Raw genomic sequence first — 20,542 nt, 5'->3', positions numbered from 1 at the left:
TTAGCCGCGGAGCTGAAGAGCCCGTGCCGGGTTATGTCGCCGATATTGTTTTCATCATTGCTATGACGCACTGATCGAGTTTGTCATCGATGGGGGTGGTCTCCGAGGACTGTCGAACGATGACCGTTTCCGACGTCCGGTCGATCCAGACGCACTGCCCAAAGATACCCATGCCTGCGAGTGCGCCCGTGCCGGTTTCATACCAATAGGCGTGGTAGCTCCCGCAGGGATAAAGCAGTCGCTGGTCGCCCTGCGACCAGACCTTGCGATCACCGCCCGCCCACAGTTTCTCGACAAAGGCTGCCGGCACGATGCCCTTTCCGCCCTCGCGCACGAGATCGCCAAGCCGCGCAAGGTCTCGCGCTGTGACCGAGATGCCGCCTGACGAGCGTGGATTGCCGGCGCGATCGACGGTGATGAACGCGTCCGTATGCGCGCCCATTGGCTGCCACAGCGCATTGCTCAGAAACTCGGCATAGCGCTGGCCTGAAGCAGCTTCCACGACAAGACCCGCCATGTCCGCATTGGGCGAACGGTAGGCGTGCTTCGTTCCATGTGGATGCGACGCGCGCGGCAAGGAGCACATGAGCTGGCGAAGCGTCGGCGTCGGATCGTCGGCGCGTTCCGGGTTCCACAGCATGGCGCGACGATAGCGATCGAAATCGCCGTTCTTGTCGAGATATATTTCCTCGAAATCGATAGCGACCGTCATGTTGAACAGGTCATGCACGGTCAGATCGTCATAAGCTGAACCAGCGGCATCAGGGATGTACTTCGTAACGAGATCGTCGAAGGAGAGCTTTCCTTCGGCTTCGAGTATGCCTGCCAGCAGCCCGGTGAAGGATTTGGAGATCGAAAAGACGATATGAGGCCGCAAAGGGTCTGTGTGCGGCGCGTGCCACTCGGCGATGACTTCGCCGCCACGCATGATAACCAGGGAGTCGCTGTTGCTGTCGCTCAGGAAATCGTGAAGAGCGAGCTCCGTTCCGTCGACATTTGTCACTTTCACATCGGCGAACTTGCCCAGCGGTAGCGTGGCTGCCTCTTCCAGACGTGCGCTTCTTATCTGAGCCGAAGGGACAAATTCCGCCACGCTCTGGAAAGTCCAGGTCGAATAGGGCCTTTCACGCCAGTTGGTCAGGTTGATGTCGGAACGCTTGAAGCCGCTGGCACTCATATGTGTCTCATATCCTTCATCGCCGGAACAACAATCCTCCAATGGTTATATTGCGATCGCAGATCGCGCAATATCAAAGCTGCTTATGTAGCCGATTTTTACCATAGCGCTTGTACTGGAACGATAATTCCGACAAAAATCGAAAGACAAGGCTTTCAAAACTGCCTGATTTGATATCAGATAAAGCCACTTATTTACGCAGACAATCATTCGAGGAACGAACAAATGCTCGACCAGCCGCTGAACCCGCGCGACCCGTCGAACCCTGGCGCGCCGATCATTCCGCGCGACACCTGGGATAATCCGCCTCACCATCGCTGGACCTTCCAGCACATTCGGGAAATGACCGCGACCGCACAGATATGGCGAGGCCCCGGACCGGTGCGCGCACTGCCCGCTGCGACACAGGATCTCGGCGCGATCACCTTCGACATCGGCGGCGAAAAGCGCAGCGTCGCACAGTTCCTCGACGGCTCCTTCACCGACGGCTTCCTCGTCCTGCATAGGGGGAAGATCATCGCGGAGGAGTATCGGAATGGCATGAAGCCGCATGGCCAGCACCTCGCTATGTCGGTCACCAAATCCATTACCGGCATCGTGACGGGCATTCTTGCAGGCCGCGGCGTGATCGATGTGAACGCGCCGCTCACTGAATATCTGCCCGAGCTTGCAGCCACTGGCTACAAGGGCGCGACGGTCCAGCACATCCTCGACATGACGAGCGGTGTCGTCTTCGACGAATCCTATACGACACCCGGCTCGCATATGCAGAAGATAGGTCAGGCCTGCGGCTGGGCCGTCTATGAACGGACGGACTGGCCGCGCACCATGTGGCACCTCATCCTGTCGCTTGACGAAAAGGAACGAGAGCACGGTGCGCTGTTCAAATACCGGTCCATTGAAACGGACATCCTCGGCTTCGTCCTGGAACGTGCCACGGCGACTTCGCTCGCCGAACTCATCAGCCGCGAACTCTGGTCACCGATGGGTGCGGCGGAAGACGCCTATATCACCGTCGATGACGGTGGCGCAGCACTTGCCGACGGTGGGCTTTGCGCAACGCTGCGTGACTATGGCCGTTTCGCGCAGTTGCTGCTTGACGGCGGTGCGCGCGACGGGAGGCAGATTGTGCCGGCGGCCTGGATCGAGGCGACACGCAACGGCAACGGCGATCTCTATCAGGGCATCTATCGCACGGTTCTTCCGGGCGGGGCCTATTCCAACAAATTCTGGATCGAGGACACCAAGCGTCGTGCCATGTGGGCGCGTGGCGTCTTCGGGCAGTCGATCTATATCGATCCGGATTCGGATTTCGCAGTGGTGAAGCTCTCCACCTGGCCGGAGCATTCCAGCCCGGATCGTTCGCTGGAATTGTTGGCAGCGATGCGCGCCATCCGCAGCGCGCTCGGAGCGGACTGAGACGAAAGGTGCCGGAGACATCTCCGGCACCTTTGATCTTTCAAAGCGCGATTTCAGCCTGCGCGGCGCAGATCTGCCTCGGCGCTGTCCAGCGCTTTGGCCAGGCGATCACAGGCCATGTCGACATGCTCCCGTGTCCAGATCAGCGGCGGTGCCATGATGATGGTGTCGCCGACAGAGCGCACCATGAAGCCGTTTGCTATGGACAGATCGCGAATCTTGTCGCCGGACGCGCCGCCGGCAAAGCGCTCGCGCGTACCCCTGTCCTTGACGATTTCGATCGCACCCATCAGGCCGATCGCGCGGGTCTCGCCGATCAGATCATGCGTGCCGATACGCTCGGCAAGTGCTGCGGCGAAATAGGGACCGGTGTCGTTCTTCACCCGGTCGATCAGGCCTTCACGGTCTATGATTTCGAGGTTCTTGAGTGCGACAGCGCATGCGACTGGGTGTCCGGAATAGGTGTAGCCGTGGTAAAATTCTCCACCCTTGTCGACCAGGGTCGAGGCGATGCGGTCGCCCACCAGAAGCGCTGACAAAGGTTGATAGCCCGAGGTCAGCGCCTTTGCGGTCGTGATGGTGTCGGCCTTGATCCCATAGGTTTCGGAGGCGAACCAGGCACCGGTGCGGCCATAGCCGGTGATGACCTCGTCGATCATCAGAAGCACATCGTATTTGTCGCAGATTCGCTGAATTTCTGGCCAGTAGCTTGCCGGCGGAATCTTCACACCCCCTGCCCCGAGAATTGGCTCGCCGATGAAGGCCGCGACATTCTCCGCACCCGCATCGAGGATTGCCTGCTCGACGGCACGCGCAGCCCTGAGCCCGAAATCGTGATCGCTTTCGCCCGGTAAGGCCAGTTCGAAGGAATATGGCGGCATGACATGAACGATGTCGGGCACCGCGCCATAGAGCTGGCTGTGCATGCCATCCATGCCGCCCAGCGATGCACCGGCAATGGACGAGCCGTGATAGGCCGATTTGCGCGAGATCACGATGCGCTTCGTCGGCTTTCCTTCCAGTGCCCAATAGTGCCGCACCAGCCGCAGCGCCGTGTCGTTGGCCTCCGAACCGGACGATCCGTAAAAGACCTGATTGACATTGGCGGGAGCGAGTTCGGCGAGCTTCGCCGCAAGCAGCACAGGCGTCGGCGTGGTGCAACGGAAGAACGAGTTGTAGAAGGGTAGTTCCTTCATCTGGTCGTAGGCAGCCTTGGCGAGTTCCTCGCGGCCATATCCGACATTGACGCACCACAGGCCTGCCATTCCATCGAGGATCTGCGTGCCTTCGCTGTCATAGATGAATGGCCCTTCGGCCCGCGTAATCATGCGCGCACCTGCGCCACGGAGTTCCTTGTGGTCTGTGAAGGGATGGAGGTGATGCGCGGAATCGATCGCCTGAAGCTGTGCCCGGGAGAAATTCTGATAGGTCATTTTGCTTGTCCTTGTGCGTGAAACAGATGGAGTCTCAGGCAGGCCAAACAGGCGGCGAGTAGCCGATACGGGCGCAAAGCTGCAGAAGCTCAGCGCGACGCGTGCGCGACGATGGGGTGACCGCGCATAGCACGATCCCGCAGAAATTTGCGATTGCCGGCGGCCTAAGCACGGACCTTCCCGTGCCGCCAGTAGCCCATCATGGTCAGATGCCGACGGTCGATACGCTTCTCCTTGATGAAGAGCGTTCGGATGCGGCTGACAGCGGCGGTTTCGCCGGCAATCCAGCCGTAGAAAGCATTGTCGATAGTTTCGGCACGATCCCAGAGGATATCGTGATCGACATCGACTGCTTCGAGCTCCATCGCACCTGCACCAAGCACGGATGCCGGTATCTCGGCGGCTTCCGCCGCCGCAACCATCTGCGCGCCGAAAGCGTGATCGTGCTGCCCGCGTGGTAGCCACGTCAAACGCAGCCCGTCCCATCGCGGCAGATCGATCACATCGGCTTCACTCGGCACCTCGATGAAGGCCTGTGTCGCGGGCTTGGCTTTCCAGCCGGCAATCTCTTCCAGGATTCCGGCGGCGGCCGGCAACGCGGTCTCGTCTGCAATCAGCAGAAGCTGCGAGAGCCCTGCAGGCGGCTCCCAGTCGAAGCCTCCGATCACGCCATCGAAACGCCGGTTCGGCGCGGAGATCTGGATGCGATCGCCCGGCTCGGCATACATGGCCCAGCGCGAGGCCGGGCCGTTGTCGCCATGCATGACGAAATCGACGACCAGTTCCCGTGCGTCGGCGTCGAGCGAGCGGATCGTATAGGTCCGCATCGGCGCGCGCTCGGCAGGTGGGATGGATTTGTAGATTTCGTACCAGTCAGGACGATTGGGAATTGCGGGCGGCGTCCCGTCATCCATGGGAAAGAACAACTTAATGCGCTGGTCCGGCGCGCGCGTCGTCATGTCGGCGATGTGCTCGCCGTCGAAAGTCAGCCTCGCCATATGCGGCGTCAACATCTGTTTGGAGACAAGAAAAGCCTCGAATATCCGATAGGGACGCTCGCTCATGCCGCGACTCCCGTTCGCCCGAGATCGGCGGCGATGCGATGGATTTCCGCCACCCGTTCTTCGTTGGAGGCGGCGATTCCGCCATCTGCATTCCAGAGGCTGTTTTCAAAACCGACGCGAACCTTGCCGCCAGCCCGGAGTGCGGCTTCGAGACATGCGGTCTCGCCACGGCCGAATGCGCAGACCATCCAGTCCGGCGCTTCGGACAGGTCCGCCGCCGCCGCAAGAAATGGCGCGAGGTCATCCGGCGTGCTCTCCTGGTTCACCGAATAGCGCCCGAGCACATAGATCACCGATGGTGCGCCCACCGGAACAACGCCACGCGCGATCAGATCGCCGAGCCGCCCGACGTCGGCGTCGTCGTAGAGGATGTGCTGAACGTCGATGCCTTCGCACGCGCACCAGGCGTAGAACGCCTCTGCCGCCGCCTCGTCGGCCTGGGCTGGGCAGAGTTCGCGCAACGCAACCGAGATTGCTTTCGGTCTGAGTGTTCGCACCAATTGCATCTGCTCGGGCGCCGAATAAAGCCCGACCGCTTCCGTTGAGATCTGCACCGCCATGTCCGGCACTTTCTCGGCGAGGCGCTTGAGAAGTGCTGCGTAAAGCCCGGCGTCGAGTATATGGCCGCCATCGGCGCCACGCACATGGGCGTGGATCGCGCCGGCTCCGGCGCGGCGGCAGGCCAATGCAGTCTGCGCTATTTCGTCGATCGTCATCGGCAGGGCGGGATGATCAGCTTTGGTGCGGCGGGCGCCGTTCGGCGCGACCATGATGAGTGGAAGAGCCATGGATCACCCATCCTCCCGGCTGTCGTCGGCGAGCGCTTTCAACACGGCGATCATCAGTCGGTCGCGACGCGACTTGAGTTTGTCGATGGAACGTCCATCCGCCTCATCCGCGACACCTTCGATGAGCTTTGCGCGGGTCGCCGCATCCAGCCTTGGCGTGCCCAGCGTTGCCCAGCGCGCTTCCTGCGCCGGCCCGAGATGGTTCAGATAGGCTTCGATGCCGCCGTCCCCGCCGCCAAGATGGTAAAGCATATGCGGCCCGTCGATCGCCCAGCGCAGGCCCGGCCCGAAGCGTATCGCGCGGTCGACATCCTCGACAGAGGCGATACCTTCCGCGACGATGTGCACGGCTTCGCGCCAGAGCGCGGCACTCATGCGGTTGGCGAGATGTCCCACGGCCTCCTTCGTGACCCGAACCGGTGCCTTGCCGATCCGCTCGAAGAAGCGATAGGCCGCATCCTGAGCCGCGATGTCGGTGCACTCTCCACGCACGATCTCGACAAGTGGCACCAGATGCGGCGGGTTGAACGGGTGTGCGACGACGATGCGCTGCGGATGCGAACAGCTGGCCTGCAATTCGCTGGCCGGAAAGGATGAGGTGCTTGACCCGATCACCACATCGGAAGGAGCGACGGCGTCGATTTCGCCCAGCAGTGCCTGCTTCAGCTCGATCTTCTCGGGCGCATTCTCCTGAACATAATCCGCGCCGGCAACAGCCTCGCCAAGTGTCGGGAAATAAGCCAGCGCGCCAGCGCCGACCTTGGATCCTCCACCGAGCAGTTCGAGATCGGCAAGTGCCTCACGGACGATCTTGCGCAGCCGCGCTTCGCCATCGGGAAGCGGATCATAGGCTCTGACTGCCAGCCCCCGGCTCAGGAAATATGCCGCCCATGCGCCGCCGATCAGGCCGCAGCCGATAATAGCGACGGTCCGGATTTCTTCGCTGCGATAGGCAATCGGCGCTGTGCTCATTCGTTCAGATCAGCCCTTCACTGCGGAGTTCCTGCGTCACATCTTCGATCGCATTGCGTAAGCCCGTGGCGATGAGCGCGATCTCTTCCTCGGTGACGATGAAGGGTGGCGACAGAGCGATGATGTCGGAGTTCGGTAGGCCACGCACCAGAACGCCATGCCGCCGGGCGGCCGTCGCAACGCGACCCGCGATCTTGGCCGTAGCCGGCAGCTTGGCTTTGGTGTCTCGGTCGGCAACGAGTTCTACGCCCATCATCAGGCCGGCGCTGCGGATTTCGCCGACAATCGCACAGCCGCCGATCGCGGCATCGAAGGCAGCACGGAAATCGCCCGCGATCGCGGCAACATGCTCGACCAGGCCCTCCCGTTCGATGATTTCAAGATTGGCGAGTGCGGCAGCCGCGCAGGTCGGGTGACCCGAATAGGTGAAGCCGTGAGCAAAGACGCGCCCGTCCTTCGATGCCTCCTCGAAGACCGACCAGATTTGATCGCCGACAAACACTGCCGACAATGGCAGGTAGCCGCTGGTCAGCCCCTTGGCGGTCAGGATCAGGTCAGGTTTCATGCCGCAGGCTTCCGAGGCGAACCATGTGCCGGTGCGCCCATAGCCGGTGATCACCTCGTCGGCGACGAGCCGCACGTCGTACAGGTTGAGAACTTTCTGGATTTCCTGGAAATAACCGCGCGGCGGCGGCAGCACGCCACCCGTTCCCATGACCGGTTCGGCCACGAAACCAGCGACCGTGTCTGCGCCTTCGGCGCGGATCATCTGGTCCAGTTCGTTGGCGAGATAGGCCGAATAGGCTTCCTCGGTGTGACATTGGCGCAATGGGGCATCGCGATAGAGATCAGGCCGCGAAACATGCCGTGCGAAATCGAGAGGAATGCCGAAATTCTGATGCACCATCGGAATGCCGGATAAACTGCCCGAGGCGACGGATACGCCGTGATAGGCGTAGTCGCGCGAGATGATCTTGCGCTTTTCCGGTTTGCCCCGGCAGATGTTGTAGTACCAGAGCATCTTGACGGCCGTGTCGTTGGCATCGGACCCGGACGAGCCATAGAACACCCGCCGCATGGATTTCGGCGCCAGCGAAAGCAGCTTCTCCGACAGGCGGATGCTCGGCTCATTGCTGATGCCGTTGAAGGAATGGAAATATGGCAGCTTCTGCGACTGCGCGGCGATCGCGTCGCTGATTTCGCGGCGGCCGTAGCCGACATTCACGCACCACAGACCGGCCGCGGCATCGATGAATTCCTTGCCGCTCGCGTCAATGATGCGCGAGCCCTTCGCCTCGACCATGACCAGTGCGCCATTCGCCTGCTGATCGGCGATCGCGGTGAACGGGTGGAAGAATGAGCCGCGGTCGGAAGAGACCAGAGCTGCGTTGTCGAATTCCTGCCCGACATGTTCATTCATGCGCTCAGCGCCTCCCTGATCGTAAAACCCTGCTGCGTGATCATTTTGTCATTTCGATATTGCGATCGCAGATCGCATAATGTATTTCAGAAAAATGCCTTTTCTGCCAACAAGAAATTTGATTTCCAACGATAAATTTTTTCGGCAGGCCGAGGCAGAGGGATATAAACTGCAGTTTTGACAAGCAGTCGTAGGGTAATGCCTGCGCCACGCCTGGGCTAGCTACCACTAATGGGAGAAACAATTGGGATCGACCCAACCAATAGATGACGCACTGGCGTGGCTTGCGAAGCATCCCGAGATCGACAGCCTTCGGGTTGCCGTCTGCGATCTGAACGGCGTGCTGCGGGGCAAGCGCATCGCTTCCGATCAGGCCCGCAAAGCGCTCGAGGGCGGGATGCGCATGCCTTACTCCCTTGTCGGCCTCGATATCTGGGGCGAGGACATCGAGGGCAATGCGCTCGTCTTCAGCAATGGCGATGCTGACGCGATCTGCCACTGGACCGGCAGGGACATTCTCCCGATCGACTGGACGTCGCATCCGACCGCGCTGGTGCCGCTTTCTCTGGCACATGACGATGGTTCGCCCTTCCTCGGCGATCCACGCCAGGCGCTGGCCGCGATCCTTAAGCGCTATGCCGGGCATGGGCTGACGCCGGTCGTGGCGACGGAGCTCGAATTCTACCTCTTCGATCCAACGTCGAATAAGCCGGTCGGTCCGGTTTCTCCCGTGACGGGCAAGCGGCTGGATTCTGATGCAGCTCTCTCCATCGACGAGATCGACGCTTTCGAATCTTTCATCCACGACGTCTACGCCTCGTGCCGGGCGCAGGGTATTCCCGTCGATACCGCTATTGCCGAGAATGGCGTCGGTCAGTTCGAGATCAATCTCAACCACCTGCCGGATGCCTTGCGGGCCGCTGACGACGCGGTCCTGTTCAAGCGCACCGTCAAGGGCATCGCCCGCAAGCATGGCTTTGCCGCTAGCTTCATGGCCAAGCCTTATGGCGACCGTGCCGGCAACGGACTGCATGTCCATTTCAGCCTGCTCGACCGCGACGGCAACAACATCTTCAACGACGGAACCGACAAGGGGTCGGATGCAATGCGCCACGCGGTCGGCGGGCTGCTCTCCGGCATGGCCGAGAGCACACTGATCTTTGCGCCGCACTTCAATTCCTACCGCCGGCTGCGGCCGAACTCCTATGCGCCAACGGTGGTCGCCTGGGGCTATGAGAACCGCATGGTGGCAATCCGTATTCCGGGCGGCCCGAACAAGGCGCGCCGCATCGAGCATCGCGTCGCCGGCGCCGATGCCAATCCATACCTCGTGCTGGCCACGGTGCTGGGGGCGGCTCTGATCGGCATCGAGCGCAGGCTGGAACCCGGCGAACCGATCGTCAGCGATGTCGGCTCTCACAGCCTGCCCAACCTGCCGCCGGACTGGGTATCCGGCATCAACGCCTTCGAGGCCGGCCCGCTGATGGCCGAACTCTTCTCGGCCGATCTGCGAGACGCTTTCGTCGCTTGCAAACGTCAGGAACTCAACACTTTTGCCAAAGAAGTGAGCGACTTCGAAATCGAAACCTATCTCGAAAGCGTGTAGCCGTGCGGCCCGTCGATCCTGAGTTATCGCTGCTTTGACGGCTCATTCATGCAGCAGGCCGGCATTTCAAAGCATCAGACGAGGCCTTCCGTGTCGTCTGCCAGGAAATGAGGACTGCGCTGGCTCAGCTACGCTGCAGCGGATGCGTCGTGAAAACGGGCCTTGCCGAGAAGATGGGCTGCCCCCTCGCGCAAATCACGCACGATTGCATCGCGGGCACGCGCGGCATCCTTGGCCTCAAGCGCTGCCAGAGCATCCTCGTGATAGTCTATCTCAAGGATGCCCAAAAGCGCCCCTTCGAACACACCGGCGTAGCTGCGGAGGAACGGCCCGACCTGCATCCACAAGGTTTCGATCAGAAAGATCATCTGATCGTTGCCACAGTGGCGGTAGATGGAGAATTTGAACTCGTAGTTGCTGCGCAGATAAAGCCCGATATCGCCTGCTCGTGCCGCATCGGTAAGGTCACTGGAGTTGCGCCTGACGGTTCGCAGATTGTTGCCGTTTATCAGGCCTGCGGCCGCCTCCGTTGCCGCACCTTCAAGCACGATACGCGCCTCCATCAACTGGCGGAAGCGCTCTGCGGTCATGAGCGGCACTTCCATGCTGCCATTGGGCAACGCACTCAGTGCGCGCAGCGACTGCAGCCGCGACAGCGCACTGCGCACCGGCATGTCGCTGGTTCCGAGTTCGGCGGCTAGCTTGCGCGACGTCAGCTTTTGACCCGGCGCGAAATGCCCCGACATCAACGCCTTGACGAGTTCGAGGTAAACTCTTTCATGCAGCGGCACAGCGTCGATGGAAGAGAGGCCAAAGCCAGGTTTATCGGTCATAACCAGTCCCGTCATGCCGCCGGCTGTGCGGCCGCGCCATCGAATTTTCTGTCCAGCAGCATCGCCGCATCAAGCAGGCGGCGCGTATAGGGATGCTGCGGACGATCGAATATGTCGTCGCGATTGCCCACCTCGACGATCTTGCCGTTTTCCATCACCGCCACGCGGTCCGACACCTGCTCGACGGCGCCAAGATCATGCGACACAAACAGGCAGGCAAAGCCATAGCGTTCCTGCAGCGTGCGGATCAGTTCGAGGATCTGCTTCTGCACCGTCATGTCGAGCGCCGAAACTGGTTCATCTGCAACCACGAAGGCCGGTCGCCGAATGATGGCGCGGGCTATGGCAACACGCTGGCGCTGGCCGCCGGAAAGCTGGTGCGGCAGCCGCCGCAGGAATTCAGGGCCGAGCCCAACCTCTGAAAACACCTCGCGCACGCGCCTGTCGCGTTCGGCCTTCGAGATCGACGGGTCGAGCTTCAGCGGTTCGCCGACGATATCTTCCACCCGCTGGCGTGGATCGAGCGAGGAATAGGGATCCTGGAAGATGATCTGGATGTCGGCGCGATGGACCTTCGCCGTTTCGCTGCGTCCGAATTCAAGCGGCTTGCCGCGGAAACTGATCGAGCCGGAAGTCGTTTGCACCAGACCGACGATTGCACGGCCGAGCGTCGTCTTGCCCGAGCCCGATGCACCGACAAGAGCCACAGTCTCGCCGCGACCGACAACCAGGTCGACCGTATCGACCGCGCGCTTTGGCTGGCTGGTCCGGAAGAGATGGCTGCGGCCGGGGTAATCGATGACGATATCGCGCATTTCGAGCAGCGGCTCCGCACGCGTCGAATTGCGCGCACCCCCCGCCTGCCGCTTCGGCAGCGCATCGACGAGGCGCTTGGTGTAGTCGTGCTTCGGAGCGGTGAGTACGTCGTTGCTGAGCCCCTGTTCCACCGCCTTTCCCTTGTGCATCACCACGACATCGCGCGCATAATGCGAGACCATGCCGAGATCATGGCTGATCAGAAGGACCGCCGTCCCATTCTCTTGCGTCAGCTCCATCATCAGGTCGAGCACATCGCGCTGAACCAGCGTGTCCAGCGCCGTCGTTGGCTCGTCGGCGATCAGCAGTTCCGGTTTCAGCAGCATGACCGAGGCCAGCATGATGCGCTGGCGCATGCCGCCGGAGAATTCATGCGGATAGGCGGAAAGGCAACGGGCCGGATCCTTGATCTGGATTCGCTCCAGCATGGCCAGCGAGCGGTCGCGTATCTCGCTCTTGCCGAGCTTCTGGTGAAGCGTCAGCCCTTCGGCCATCTGCTCGCCGATCGTCATGGACGGGTTGAGCGAGACCATCGGCTCCTGGAAAACCATGCCGATGCGCGCGCCGCGAATACCACGCATCGCTTTTGGCGGCAGGCCGACCAGCTCGGTATTGTTGAAGCGGATGCTGCTGCCCGGCGCAACGATCAGCGGCGTCGGCAGCAGGCCGAGCACGGCACGCGCCGCCATGGTCTTGCCGGAGCCGGATTCGCCGACCAGCGCCAGCATCCCGCCGGAATTGATTGTGAAGTTCAGCCCGTCGACGATCTTCGGGCCAACCGGTCCGATCGTGACGGTCAGGTCCTTGGCCGTGACGACTGGTGCTGTGCTGCTCGTGCCTTTGGTCATGTGCTCAGCCCTGCATCTTCGGGTCGAACCAGTCGCGGATCGCATCGCCCAGCATGTTGATCCCCAGTAATGTGACCGAGATGCACAGGCCCGGCAGGATGATCAGATGTGGCGCCTGGGTGATGAAAGGCCGGCCAGTCGCCAGCATGTTGCCCCAGGTCGGCGCCGGTGGGGGAACACCGAGACCGAGAAAGGAGAGCGCACTCTCTGACAGGATCACCCAACCGAACATGGTTGTCGCCAGCACCGTCATCGGGGCGATGCAGTTGGGCAGGACGTGGCGCAGCATCGTTATCAGTTCGCTGTTGCCCATCACCCGCGATGCCTCGATATATTCGCGTTCGCGGATCGACATCACGCTGGCACGCGCGACGCGCACCACGGCGGGTGTATAGGCCAGCCCAAGTGCAACCACGATAGCGTCGCGGCTGGCGCCGGCGATTGCCATGATGCCGAGCGCCAGAAGCAGGCCAGGGAAGGCCAGCAGCGCATCGTTGAAGGTCATGATGATGCGGTCGGTCCAGCCGCGCAGAAAGCCTGCGAGCACCCCGAAGAAGAGCCCGAACACCATGGCGAAGGCGACAGTGGCGAACGAGATCCAGACGCTGGTGCGTGCGCCGTGAATGAGTCTGCTCAGTATATCGCGGCCGAATTCGTCGGTGCCGAGCCAATGGGTCGCGCTCAACCCCTTCATGCGCGACAGGAGGTCGAGCGCCAATGGGTCGTATGGTGCGATCTGGGGGCCCAGCACGGCCAGCACGACTAAGCTGATGACAATAGCGCCGCCAATGGTTGCATTGGCGCTGCGTCGCGGCAGAGCAAGGGAAAGGACACTCATTGCGTGATCCTGGGGTCGAAGAGCGGATAGAGCAGGTCCACGACCAGATTGACCAGAACGTAGATGACCGCGACGAAGAGGATGCAGCCCTGTACGACCGGATAGTCGCGCGCATAGATCGCGTCCACCAGCAGCCGTCCGAGACCAGGGATCGTGAAGACAGTCTCGATGACGGCGATGCCACCGAGCAGGCTGCCGAGGATCAGGCCGATCAGCGTCCAGGTCGGCGCGAATGCGTTCTTGAAGGCGTGCCGCCACATTACCGCCGATTCCGACAAGCCCTTGGCTCGCGCATGGGTGATATATTCGAGCCTTGCTACCTCGATCGTGCTTGCCCGCGCCATGCGCACGATCGAGCCAATCTCGACCAGCACCAGCGTCAGCACCGGCATGGCGATAAATGACAATGCCTTCAGGAAATCATCATCAAAGGAGACGAAGCCGACTATCGGGAACCAGTTGAGCTTCAGGCCCAGGAACAGCAGGATCATCAGGCCGAGCCAGAAACTCGGGATCGACAGGAGCAGGGTCGACAGTGCCACGACGCTGAGGTCGGTCAGGCTGTTTTGCCGCCAGGCCGCGAACATGCCCGCCGGCACGGCAATCATCGCCGCTATTCCCACGGCCACGACCACGATTGTCGCCGAGACCGAAAATCGCTCCAGCATCAGCGGCAGCACCTGCTGTGCCGAGGTGATGGAGCTGCCGAAGTCGCCGCGAAAAATATTGCCGAGCCAGAGGAAGTATTGCGTGACGATCGGCTGGTCGAGCCCCATGCGGTGTCGCAGCGCCTCGACCTGGTCCGGGCGGGCGAGGTCGCCCAGCATGAGCTTGGCCGGATCGCCAGGAATCAGCCGCACCATGACGAAAACCGCAATGGTGACGATGATCAGTGTCGGTATCGCGGAAGCCAGTCGGCCGAGCAGGAACTTTCTCATCGCCGTCCCGCCTCACTTTGCGAACTGGCTGGTGACTCGCGATGAGCGTTTGGACAAAAGGGCTGATGTAAATGCCGTTGCCTTGCGGTCACGCGCGATGTTCCCCTTCGTCGCGATTATGATTTTCCTATTTATTATAGTGCGATCGACGATCGCGCAATTGTAAATATCGACAGGGCGTTTTTATCTCTATCAACTTGAAATCAATAAGGGTTCTTTCTCGCCATCCCACGAGAAACTCAAATCCAGATAAAGTAAGTTGCTTCCATGGTTGCTGTTTTTTTAGGCATGAAAGCCTAAGCGGCAAGCGTAACAGACCAATGCCGCCCTACGTGCGAGACGCTCACAGCCTGCCATCGATTGCAGCATCAAGAATCGTGCGGAGGTTTTTCGGGTCGAGCGGAATCGGATTGCCGCCGGCCGATGGATCGACCGCGCCCATTTCGCAGACTCGCTCACGGTCGATATTCGCCAGACCCATTTCAGGCAACGTGGCCGGTAGGCCTATCGTCTGGCGAAGCTTGCATATCCATTCGATCACGGCTTCGGCATCGTGTTTCGGCAGATCGAGGAAGCGTGCCAGAACGGTAAGCTTGTCTTCGATTGCCGGTATGTTGAAGCGGACCACATAAGGCATCAGCACCGCATTCAGAAGGCCGTGATGTGCATCGTGAAGCGCTCCCAGTGGATGAGCGAGCGCATGGATCGCGCCGAGCCCTTTCTGCAGGGCAACACAGCCCATACCGGACGCGGCGAGCATCTGGGATCTGGCCTCCAGATCGGAGCCGTCGGCAACAGCCCGGGGCAGCCACTGCTTGACGAGACGGAGTGCGTTGAGGGAAATGCCTTCCGCCATCGGATGATAGGTCGGGGCGCAATAGGCTTCGAGCGCATGCGACAGCGCATCCATGCCGGTCGCGGCTGTAATGTGCGCAGGAAGGCCCGCGGTCAAAGCCGGGTCCATGACGACCACCTCAGGCATCATGTGCGGATGGAAGACAATGACCTTGCGGGCTTCATCTTCGTTGGTGATGACGGAGGAGCGTCCGAGCTCGGAGCCGGTACCGGCGGTGGTCGGAATGGCAATGACGGGCAACAGCGCAGAGGTGTCGACGCGTGTCCAGTTATCGCCAACATCCTCGAAATCCCACATCGGGCGCGACTGCGTTGCCATCAATGCGATGGCCTTGGCTGCATCGAGGCCACTGCCGCCACCGATTGCGACCACCAGATCGTGACGGCCTGCCTTCAGCGCCTTGACGCCATCCATCACGTTTGTTCCGGTCGGGTTCGGCTTGACCCCGTGGAACAGTTCCGGCTCTATGCCCCCTGCCCGCAACGCCTCAAGCGCGCGCCGCACCGGCGGCAGATCCTTGAGGCCGCTGTCGGTAATCACGATGGGCCGGCTTGCACCCAGCTCTCGCACGATGGAAGCAAGCTCGCCAATTCGATCGACGCCGAAACGGACCGATGTCGGGAAACTCCAGTTGGCGGTGATAGTCTGCGCATTCGGCGTCATAGATGCATGTCCTTCATTCACGATATGATGGCCGTTCAGGCCACTTCCAGATAGCGCCGCAACTCCCATTCGCTGACATGCCGGCGATATTCCGCATCCTCGAAGCGGCGGCCGGCGACATGGCTATCAACGAAGATATCCCCGAAGATCGCGCGTGCAGCCGCGCTGGCGTCGAGCCGGTCAGCGGCGCGGCCGAGATCGGTCGGGAAGGTGAAAAGCGGGTCATGGCGGGCTGCGTAGAAATTCTCCGCGCTGCCTTGCGGAGGTTCAATGCCGTTTCGGATGCCGTACAGGCCGGCGCCAAGACACATCGCCAGCGAAAGGTAGGGATTGGTGTCCGCAGACGGCACCCGGAATTCCAGGCGCGTCGCTTCAGGCGTGTCATTGATGACCCGGACTGCTGCGGTGCGATTCTGGACGCCCCAGGTCGCGGCGGTCGGCGCCCAGGCTCCGGGAACCATGCGCTTGTAGGCGTTGACGGTATGGCTGCAAAGGGCGAGCAGTTCCGGCATCAGCGTGACAAGACCGCCGAGAAAATGACGCGCCGTCCGGCTAATGCCATCCGGTTCCGATGACGCCGCAAAGGCTGGAGCACCATCGCGGTCCGACAGCGAAATATGAAAATGCCCCGACTGACCCGAAAGGTCGGGCGAAAGTTTTGACATGAAGGCCGCGGTCAACCCATTGCGCAGGAAAAAAGCCCTGGCGAAGTTCTTGAACAACAGCGCGTCATCCGCAGCCTTGATGTCTTTGGCATGTGTCAGCGGCGCTTCGAAACAACCGGGTCCGAGTTCAGTGTGCAAGGCATCGATGCCGACCCCAATCGTGGCCATCGTATCTTTCAGGCCGTTGAGCAGATCGCCATGCAGGGCAGCGGTCTGAAGGGAATAGGTGCGATTTCCCTGCGCGAAGTGGGTCAGGTCGCGATAGTTCTTGGCGCGCAGCGTCTCCGGTGTTTCTGCGAAGACGAAAAACTCGAATTCGAAAGCGGAGTGAACGCTGTAGCCAAGCTGCGCTGCCTCATCCAGCAGGCGCAGGCACAGATTGCGCGCCGAGCGTTGGCCGAACTCGCCCGAGAAGTCGGCAAGGCAAAGTGCGGTGTCCGGCGAGAAGGGATAGCGGCGGAGCGTGTCCGCATGAATATCCGCCGGCCGATCGATATAGGCGCCATCCTGGAAGGTTTTCTCGGCGATATCCCAGAAATACAGGACCTCGCAGAAAGGATAGCCGTGTTTGGCCAGCTTGACCGCCTTTTCGGCTGAAACCAGCTTGTCGCGGAAGCCGCCGTCGGGATCGACCATGCCGATATGAACCGACTTCGCATCAAGCTTGCGAAGCCCTACCTCCAGCCGTGCTGCGGCTTCAGTCTTGTCTTGCATAGGTATCCAGCCTCCGGATTTTGTCAGAGGCTAGGCTTCGCGTTATAGGAAACGAATATCCCTTTCGGGATAGACGCGCGAATAAAGTGGCGCGGCACATGATCGGGGCAGTCTCATTTGCGGTATGGTTTTGAACAATGGAACCGGAGCCTGGCACGTGCAATTGCAGGCGTTCGATCGCCGGATTTCCTGTCCTCGCTCGAAGCAGCCCTGGCAACCCTTATCGAGTTCGACATATTGATGGTCTTTGCCTATTCGGGCCCGGCAAAGCCCGCGTCTCTCTACCACAACATGACACGGGAACGGGCTGCGACGGTGATCGCCGATTATTCCAAGGGACCCTATCTGCTCGACCCCTTCTACAACGCCACCGTCAATCTGAAGGACACCGGCGTAAGGCGGCTTCGTGATCTCGCACCCGATCAGTTCTACAGTTCGGAATATTTCAAGCAGCACTATGTCCGCACGCGCATCCGCGACGAGATCGGTTTCTTCGTTCGGCCGAGAGCCGACATGAGCGTGGTTGTCAGCATCACACGGTCGATCGAGGAGCCGCTGTTTTCAGCGACGGAACTGCGGACGATACGCGCGGCCGAGGCGGTCATATCCACGCTTGTCGAAAGCCACTGGAAGGACGCCGGCGACAGGGAGGCATCGGGCAATGAGCGTCACCACCCCGATCCGATAAATGCAGCGCTGGATCAGATGGCCCGCAACGTCCTGACCGCACGTGAAATCGAGATAACGTCGCTGATATTGCGCGGCCATTCCAGCGCATCCATCGCAGCACTTCTCAAGATCGTCGAGGGCACCGTCAAGATACACCGCAAGAACATCTACCAGAAGCTGTCGATATCGAGCCAGTCAGCACTCTTCTCGCTGTTCATCAGCCATTTGCAGAAATACTGATTTCGGCAAGCGCTCCGGGAGCCGGCACCGATATGTCTGTGCCGGCGATACATCGCCATCCGGTCAAGCCTGTATAAAGCGCTCAAGCACCTTGTTGAAGGTGTCCGGCGCCTCGAGGAAGGGGAAATGCGCCCCGCCCTCATGTTCCTCGAAGATGACAAGCTCTGAATTCTTCATCTGGGCGTGAATCCACTCCTGCGACCGTGGATCTACGTGGCTGACCCGGCCGCCGATGATGAGAGTGGGCTGGTCGATCCGGGCGAAGATTTCGCTCCAGTCGATCGTGCAATGATTGACGAACAGGGCCGCGACATCCTTGGGAGCGACGCGGAGATTTTCAGCCAGAAGCCATGCCTTCAGGTCTTGCGGGATGTTTTTCGTGACCATGGAGTCGAGGAATGCGCCTCGTGCCGCATGACCATTGGAGCCGATGATTTCGGCCGCTATCGACAGCATCGTAGCGCCGTCGAAAAGCGCGCCTGCGTTGATCACCTCCTGGTCCGACATGCCCGGCTGACGCATGACGGACGCCGGTTCGTCCACGAAAATCAACCTGTTCAAGCGCCCCGTGCCGAAGAGATCGATGTATGCCCACAGGACCGAAGTGCCCATCGACCACCCCAGCATATCAGCCCGCTTGATGTTTTCGCGGTCCATCAGTTCCGCGACATCGGCAGCCAGACGATAAATCCTGTAGCCTTGGCCGGCATCAGGCGAGGCTCCATGCCCGCGGAAGTCCATGGCGATGACGCGCCTGTTCTTGCTGAAATGCTCGATCTGATGACGGAACATCGCCGCTGATTGTGACCAGCCATGCAGAAGGATCAATACATTGCCCGATCCCTCATCCGTGTAAGAAAGCGTCGTCCCGTCCGTCGTCTTGAATGTCTTATTCATTGCGCTTCTCCTCCACTTGTAAAATTACAGTTTCGAGATGGTGTCCGACGAGGGAAGCACGACAACCCTCGCCTCAGTCTTCGACGATCAGCAATTCAAAGGTAACGCAGACGGTATTTGCGCCACGGGCAATCTCACCCTCGAAGATGTTTCCGTCGATGTCGACGATGGCGATATCCAGCCTGCTTACAGGCTTGCCTTCAACGTTTTGCAGCGTCCCATTGCGGATGAAGAGCTCGGAGGCGATGGAGGCCATATGCTGACCATCGACAAAATCGCAGCCGACGAGGCTGCCGATGCCGTGGAGCGTTGCTCTTTCGATACCGTGCTCGGCTGCCGTGCGCTCGATTGCGGCGTTGATCTCCTCGTTCGGCTGAACGCGGCACAGCACGGCACGCTGCCCGGCACCGGCTTGCGCTGGTGCAAGCCCGACCGGTGTGAAGAGTTTGAAATTGGTTTCAGAATCTTCAAGCTGGTCCAGAATCGCGCCCGAGATCGCCCAGACATCGGCCTCCACCGGCTCCGCGAACTGCGCGTCATGCGGCATCAGATGGCCGGCGCCACGAAAGCCGTCGGCGTGCCGCCATATGCCATGGCAATGGAGAAACGGCTCGCCGTCGCGGCGACCGAAAGTCAGCACCAGCTCTTCAATCTCGGCTCGGCCAGCGGGGGAATGCGTGTCGCTATACCAGGCGGCATGGGTGCCATCGTTGGAGAGGGCTGGCATGACATAGACGAGCGGCAGAAATGCCCCGCGCTTGATGTGCACCACCGCGCTTTCGTAGCCGCGATCGCGCAGCGCCTCCTCGACAGCCGCCAGGACACTGACGCCCGACCGCAAGATCAGGCGCATTTTCTCCGCCCGGCAGGGAAGCGAGATCACACGTGGATCGAGTGCGGCTCCCGGATGCTTGATCGTACGCATGATCAGCCTTTCAAAGCCAGGCCGGCATGCACGAAGCCACCATCGACGGCCAGCACCTGTCCGTTGATGTAGCTTGCCTCGTCGGAAACGAGGAAGGCGACAGCGGAGGCGATTTCCCGAGAGGTGCCGTAACGCTGTTGCGGTATGCGCTTGTGCCATTGGGCGCGGACGTCGTCGGTGTGAACCGCGCGCGACATTGGCGTGTCGACCGCACCCGGTGCGACGGCGTTGACGCGGATGTTGTCGGGGCCAAGTTCGGTGGACAGGATATGCGTCAGCAGATTGACCCCGCCTTTCGAGGAGCCATAGGCGCTCCTTCCCTTGTTGCCGATCATGCCGGAGACAGAGGAGATGTTGACGATCGCGCCGGGCGTTTTCGTTGCCAGCCAGTGTCGGGCAGCGGCGCGGGCGACGATGAACGTGCCCGTCAGATTGACGTCGATGATACGGCGAAATTCCTCGACGCTGGTCTCGACTGCCGGCTTGTCCATGCCGATACCCGCCGAATTGACGACGGCAGCAAGTGCACCGGCTCGCGCAGCCTTGGCAATGGCTGCCTCGACTTCGGCCTCGTCGGTGACGCTGCAGGCAATGCCGTGCGAAGTATCGATGGACAGCGTCTTGCAGGCTTCCGCCAGCGCCTCTGCGTTGCGGTCGAGAAGGAATACGGCCCAGCCGCGTTCCTGCAAAAGGCTCGCGATCTCAAAGCCTATCCCCGATGCACCGCCTGTTATGACGGCGCATTTGTTTTCGTCGGTCAA

General features: G+C 60.8%; 18 protein-coding genes. 3 read left to right on the top strand and 15 right to left on the bottom strand.

Translation table 11 applies throughout. The features are described 5' to 3' along the window. Positions 1-31: 31 nt before the first annotated feature. Complete coding sequence (locus tag WBQ96_RS02460; protein WP_336546642.1) at positions 32-1,177, bottom strand: serine hydrolase domain-containing protein; 1,146 nt, start codon at positions 1,175-1,177, stop codon at positions 32-34. A 225-nt stretch (positions 1,178-1,402) separates the two neighbouring features. Between WBQ96_RS02460 and WBQ96_RS02455 the strand changes: the two genes are divergently transcribed. Next, positions 1,403-2,596, top strand: a complete 1,194-nt coding sequence (locus WBQ96_RS02455) for a serine hydrolase domain-containing protein (protein WP_165116977.1) — start codon at positions 1,403-1,405, stop codon at positions 2,594-2,596. A gap of 53 nt (positions 2,597-2,649) precedes the next feature. Here WBQ96_RS02455 and WBQ96_RS02450 read toward each other — a convergent pair whose 3' ends face one another. The 5 genes from WBQ96_RS02450 to WBQ96_RS02430 all read right to left on the bottom strand — a co-directional run bounded on the left by WBQ96_RS02450 (position 2,650) and on the right by WBQ96_RS02430 (position 8,273). Next, the gene (locus WBQ96_RS02450; RefSeq protein ID WP_165116979.1) at positions 2,650-4,029 is read right to left on the bottom strand and encodes an aminotransferase; all 1,380 of its coding nucleotides are present in this window, start codon (positions 4,027-4,029) and stop codon (positions 2,650-2,652) included. Between the two features lie 164 nt (positions 4,030-4,193). Then, positions 4,194-5,093, bottom strand: a complete 900-nt coding sequence (locus WBQ96_RS02445; RefSeq protein ID WP_165116981.1) for a siderophore-interacting protein — start codon at positions 5,091-5,093, stop codon at positions 4,194-4,196. Beyond that, on the bottom strand, positions 5,090-5,881 hold the full coding sequence (locus tag WBQ96_RS02440; RefSeq protein WP_205826621.1) for a 3-keto-5-aminohexanoate cleavage protein: 792 nt from the start codon (positions 5,879-5,881) through the stop codon (positions 5,090-5,092). Before WBQ96_RS02440 ends, WBQ96_RS02445 begins: the two co-directional genes overlap by 4 nt. 3 nt (positions 5,882-5,884) lie before the next feature. Further along, the gene (locus tag WBQ96_RS02435; RefSeq protein WP_165116982.1) at positions 5,885-6,853 is read right to left on the bottom strand and encodes a 3-hydroxyacyl-CoA dehydrogenase NAD-binding domain-containing protein; all 969 of its coding nucleotides are present in this window, start codon (positions 6,851-6,853) and stop codon (positions 5,885-5,887) included. A 4-nt stretch (positions 6,854-6,857) separates the two neighbouring features. After that, the gene (locus WBQ96_RS02430) at positions 6,858-8,273 is read right to left on the bottom strand and encodes an aminotransferase family protein (protein WP_165116984.1); all 1,416 of its coding nucleotides are present in this window, start codon (positions 8,271-8,273) and stop codon (positions 6,858-6,860) included. A 244-nt stretch (positions 8,274-8,517) separates the two neighbouring features. Between WBQ96_RS02430 and WBQ96_RS02425 the strand changes: the two genes are divergently transcribed. Next, on the top strand, positions 8,518-9,879 hold the full coding sequence (locus WBQ96_RS02425) for a glutamine synthetase family protein (RefSeq protein WP_336546643.1): 1,362 nt from the start codon (positions 8,518-8,520) through the stop codon (positions 9,877-9,879). Positions 9,880-10,007: 128 nt separating this feature from the next. Here WBQ96_RS02425 and WBQ96_RS02420 read toward each other — a convergent pair whose 3' ends face one another. The 6 genes from WBQ96_RS02420 to WBQ96_RS02395 all read right to left on the bottom strand — a co-directional run bounded on the left by WBQ96_RS02420 (position 10,008) and on the right by WBQ96_RS02395 (position 17,050). Next, on the bottom strand, positions 10,008-10,712 hold the full coding sequence (locus WBQ96_RS02420) for a GntR family transcriptional regulator (protein ID WP_165116986.1): 705 nt from the start codon (positions 10,710-10,712) through the stop codon (positions 10,008-10,010). 11 nt (positions 10,713-10,723) lie between these two features. Next, a complete protein-coding gene (locus tag WBQ96_RS02415) occupies positions 10,724-12,376 on the bottom strand; it encodes an ABC transporter ATP-binding protein (protein ID WP_165116988.1) in 1,653 nt (550 codons plus the stop codon). 4 nt (positions 12,377-12,380) lie between these two features. After that, positions 12,381-13,193, bottom strand: coding sequence for an ABC transporter permease (locus WBQ96_RS02410; RefSeq protein ID WP_376767701.1), 813 nt, complete (start codon positions 13,191-13,193; stop codon positions 12,381-12,383). Between the two features lie 17 nt (positions 13,194-13,210). Then, the gene (locus tag WBQ96_RS02405; protein WP_165116992.1) at positions 13,211-14,152 is read right to left on the bottom strand and encodes an ABC transporter permease; all 942 of its coding nucleotides are present in this window, start codon (positions 14,150-14,152) and stop codon (positions 13,211-13,213) included. A 343-nt stretch (positions 14,153-14,495) separates the two neighbouring features. Then, positions 14,496-15,671 (bottom strand): iron-containing alcohol dehydrogenase, encoded by a 1,176-nt coding sequence (locus tag WBQ96_RS02400; protein WP_165116994.1) that lies wholly within the window; start codon positions 15,669-15,671, stop codon positions 14,496-14,498. A gap of 35 nt (positions 15,672-15,706) precedes the next feature. Continuing rightward, a complete protein-coding gene (locus WBQ96_RS02395) occupies positions 15,707-17,050 on the bottom strand; it encodes a glutamine synthetase family protein (RefSeq protein ID WP_165116996.1) in 1,344 nt (447 codons plus the stop codon). Positions 17,051-17,167: 117 nt separating this feature from the next. Here WBQ96_RS02395 and WBQ96_RS02390 point away from each other — a divergent pair, with 117 nt between their 5' ends. Next, a complete protein-coding gene (locus tag WBQ96_RS02390; RefSeq protein ID WP_165116998.1) occupies positions 17,168-17,959 on the top strand; it encodes a helix-turn-helix transcriptional regulator in 792 nt (263 codons plus the stop codon). A 63-nt stretch (positions 17,960-18,022) separates the two neighbouring features. Here the strand turns inward: WBQ96_RS02390 and WBQ96_RS02385 are convergent, their stop codons facing one another. The 3 genes from WBQ96_RS02385 to WBQ96_RS02375 form a co-directional block, all read right to left on the bottom strand. Next, the gene (locus WBQ96_RS02385; RefSeq protein WP_165117000.1) at positions 18,023-18,856 is read right to left on the bottom strand and encodes an alpha/beta fold hydrolase; all 834 of its coding nucleotides are present in this window, start codon (positions 18,854-18,856) and stop codon (positions 18,023-18,025) included. A gap of 73 nt (positions 18,857-18,929) precedes the next feature. Continuing rightward, positions 18,930-19,784 carry a PCC domain-containing protein gene (locus WBQ96_RS02380; protein ID WP_336547236.1) on the bottom strand — a complete coding sequence of 285 codons (855 nt, stop codon included), beginning with the start codon at positions 19,782-19,784 and terminating at the stop codon, positions 18,930-18,932. After that, entirely contained in the window at positions 19,784-20,542 is a 759-nt protein-coding gene (locus WBQ96_RS02375) for an SDR family NAD(P)-dependent oxidoreductase (RefSeq protein WP_337035858.1), read from the bottom strand. The genes WBQ96_RS02380 and WBQ96_RS02375 overlap by 1 nt, the downstream gene beginning before the upstream one ends.

The organism is Mesorhizobium sp. CCNWLY176 (assembly GCF_037153935.1).
Classification (GTDB): Bacteria; Pseudomonadota; Alphaproteobacteria; order Rhizobiales; family Rhizobiaceae; genus Mesorhizobium_M; species Mesorhizobium_M zhangyense.
Note: the sequence above shows the minus strand (reverse complement) of the source record. Positions and strands in the feature narration are given on the sequence as shown.